We start from the raw sequence: 3029 nt of genomic DNA, 5'->3' as shown, positions 1-3029 counted from the left end.
ACGCAGATCCACAGCAGCCACGGCCATACCCAGCTCAACCTCGGCTACCTGATCGACCAGCGCGGCAACAACCGCGGTGGCCTGCGCGGCACCGGCTTCGAACTGCGCACCGACGCCTACGGCGCCCTGCGCGCCCAGCAAGGCCTGTACCTGAGCACCTGGAAACGCAGCAACGCCGAAGGCGCGCAGCTCGACGTCAGCGAAGCCCAGCAGCAGTTGCAGAACAGCGAGCAGCGGCTCAAAACCCTCTCCGACACCGCCAAACAGCACAACGCCGACGCCCTGCAAGCTGGCTTGGACAGCCTGACCCAGCTCAACGCCGATGCCGACGTCACCTACGGCAATGACAACAGCAGCCCGAGCCAAGGCCCGAGCGAACAGCAGCGCAACGGCGGCGATACCGCCTGGGCGATCCGCAACGGTGGCCGCGGCAAGACCCCGGGTTATCAGAAGCCGCTGCTGATCGCTTCTTCCCCGGCCGACATCGCCACCGCAACCCCGCAGAACACCCACCTGCACAGCGGCAAGCACCTGACCATCAGTACCGGCGAGGATGTCAGCATCGCCAGCGGCAAATCGCTGCTGGCCAGTGTGGTGCAGAGCATCAGCCTGTTTGCGCAGAACGCAGGGGCCAAGTTGTTTGCGGCCAAGGGCAAGGTGGAGCTGGAGGCGCAAAGTGATGCGATGGAGCTGACCGCGTTGCAGAACGTGAAGCTCACGTCGTTGGAGCAGTTGATCGAGATGTCGGCGCAGAAGGAGATTCTGCTTACCAGTGGCGGTGCCTATATCCGTATCAAAGGCAGCAATATTGAGGTGCATGCACCGGGGACCATCGACATCAAGGGAGCAAAGAAAACGTTGGATGGGCCGGCCAGCATGGAGCACTCGTTCAAGGAGTTCCCCACCGGTCCTGACTCAGGCATGTATGACGAGCAGAACAGGTTGACGACCAGTTTCGGTGTACCGCTTGAAAATGTGGCTGTCGAGTTCGACATTCCTGGCAAAGGCAAGCGGGTTTACTTCACCGACCAAGAAGGTATGACACCCCGCCTTTTCAGCGACAAACCCGACACGGCCAAGATGAGGCTCGTACCCGATGAGTTGGTGGTGCCGGCAGGTGCTGACAAGTATGTACCGAGAACCAAACCATGAAACAAGACTTTAGATTCAATGAGCAAACGTGCTCAACAAACGACCCAGGGGTCAATTACAAGGAACTATGGACACTCGGCCAACAGGAGGCGGTCCGGCGGCTTTCGGTAAAAACCCGAATCGAATTCAAAGAGACTGCACGCTATCAATTGGTCAAGGATTTCAGCACACGCGCTGAACGGATAGCCGGCAATTATGCCAAAATTTATCTTGAACTAGAGCGAAACGGAAAGCCCGAGTTAAAAGGCCGATTTTATTGGACCGGGCTCGCTGCGTTCGCCAGCAAACAGGTCATGTGTGCGCTTGATTACGCCAGCAACAGTAAGTGGCGATACGCCAAGTTACCTGTACCTTTATTTGACACCACGAAAGAGTATTTGGGTGAAGGTAATTTTTGGTTATTCCAGGACATCTTCGTATGGCATTGGTTTTATATTAACTTCCCTAGTGAATTCGCCAGCGCACTTTCAGCAAGAAAGTGGGATGATTATACATGCAACTTTAAAATATCATTCCGAGAACTCCCATGGATTGATGATGCACTTCCTAAAATCAACCTTCTGCAAAAAACAGATGATCTCATTGAAGGATTTTCTTTTATTCCAGAAATTGAGAAGTTGCTGCCAGGCAAAAAAAGGCAGAACATCCAACTGAAGTCACTTATGGCCATTGCACGACATGAGCAAATTGAGATCCTCCAACCCCTGATCTATGAAAGTTGGGGTTTCCAAAAACTATTAGACTCGCAAGCTTTTATGGAAGGTCACATGGGCGTACCTCGTCGCCTCGCTGCCATGAGTACGCTATGCGAGACGGACAACCCAGATTACGACATCGTGATGACTAAGGGAAAGTTGCACAACCAGAATGACAGGATGGAATTCATCACCAAGATCGCCAATAGATATCATGATCTGATGACAACAGAAACAGACTACATGGAAGAAAATATTCGGACAATTTCAAGCTGGAGCGAGCATGTTTAAAATAATTATTTGCTTGCTAAGCCTTACCCTCGCAGCTTGCGGAGACTCAAGCATGAACATGAAAAAACCCAGCATCAAATTTGAAATTGATACTTCCATCACCAACGCACTATCTTCATCCACAGCAATCTTTCAAAAAGACTGTATGCGCCGCCTTTGTTTATACGAGTTTTCGCTCGCATTCAGCGAACCCTTGCGTGCAGAACTTGAAGTCACATCAACAACTGGCAGCTTGGGATTTAACGACATTGTTAGCACTACCCTCAGAACGTTTGATGGAGACAATATCGACAAGGCCAACATTACCCTGGGTGGCGTTGAGCCAGAGTCTGAACATACTGAGGCCATTGACTATTTTTACCGACAGATTGACAAACTGCACGAGTCAGGTTGGCGGCGGTATATCTTTCCAGACGAAGCAAGAATTCCTGGCAGCCAAGCGCAGAAGTTTGACAGCGTTAGATCTATTTTTGGCGCGCCTGTCGAAACAGGACCATGGAATGATCCCAGCTTAAAGCTAACCAAGGAAAAATGGTTAGCGATGCCTATGTTTAGCAGTTGGTATTTTTACAAAAACGGCACTTATCTATCACTTCAAGTGCAACGTCAAAGCAGTGAAATTGCACCTCTGACAAGAGGATCTTACCTTTTCACTCTAACATTTGAATCGGAAACCGAATTCTATAAGAGCTTCGTTGAAGGTGAAAAGAATCGTGCCAATTGGAAGGCACTTGTGCCCGCCGAGCTCAACCGTATGGCCCAAGAACGCGCCCAAACCGAAGCACGCCTGAAAAAAATGGGCATCGCCATCGATGAAAACTACCAGGACCCGCCCATCAAGGCCCTGGAATAACCCATTTTTCAGTCCCACTCAGGAGACCCCTTGTCATG

At 51.2% G+C, this 3029-nt stretch carries 3 protein-coding genes; all 3 read left to right on the top strand.

Going from position 1 to position 3029, the window contains the following annotated elements; translation table 11 throughout:
* Positions 1-1152 (top strand): DUF2345 domain-containing protein (locus tag ACIPZH_RS25715; RefSeq protein ID WP_400638348.1); only part of this gene is annotated, 1152 nt, incomplete at its 5' end.
* Positions 1149-2138 carry a DUF2515 family protein gene (locus ACIPZH_RS25710; RefSeq protein WP_400638347.1) on the top strand — a complete coding sequence of 330 codons (990 nt, stop codon included), beginning with the start codon at positions 1149-1151 and terminating at the stop codon, positions 2136-2138. The genes ACIPZH_RS25715 and ACIPZH_RS25710, both read left to right, overlap by 4 nt.
* 52 nt (positions 2139-2190) lie before the next feature.
* Entirely contained in the window at positions 2191-2991 is an 801-nt protein-coding gene (locus ACIPZH_RS25705) for a hypothetical protein (RefSeq protein ID WP_400630412.1), read from the top strand.
* Positions 2992-3029: the final 38 nt, after the last annotated feature.

This window comes from Pseudomonas sp. NPDC089758, from assembly GCF_044748705.1.
GTDB classification, from domain to species: Bacteria; Pseudomonadota; Gammaproteobacteria; order Pseudomonadales; family Pseudomonadaceae; genus Aquipseudomonas; species Aquipseudomonas putida_X.
This window is presented reverse-complemented; position numbering and strand designations above follow the sequence as displayed.

Excerpts from the sequence above, each read along its gene's own strand:
- ACIPZH_RS25710 (WP_400638347.1), top strand. The coding sequence starts at position 1,149 with ATGAAACAAGACTTTAGATTCAATGAGCAAACGTGCTCAACAAACGAC.
- ACIPZH_RS25705 (WP_400630412.1), top strand. The coding sequence starts at position 2,191 with ATGAACATGAAAAAACCCAGCATCAAATTTGAAATTGATACTTCCATC.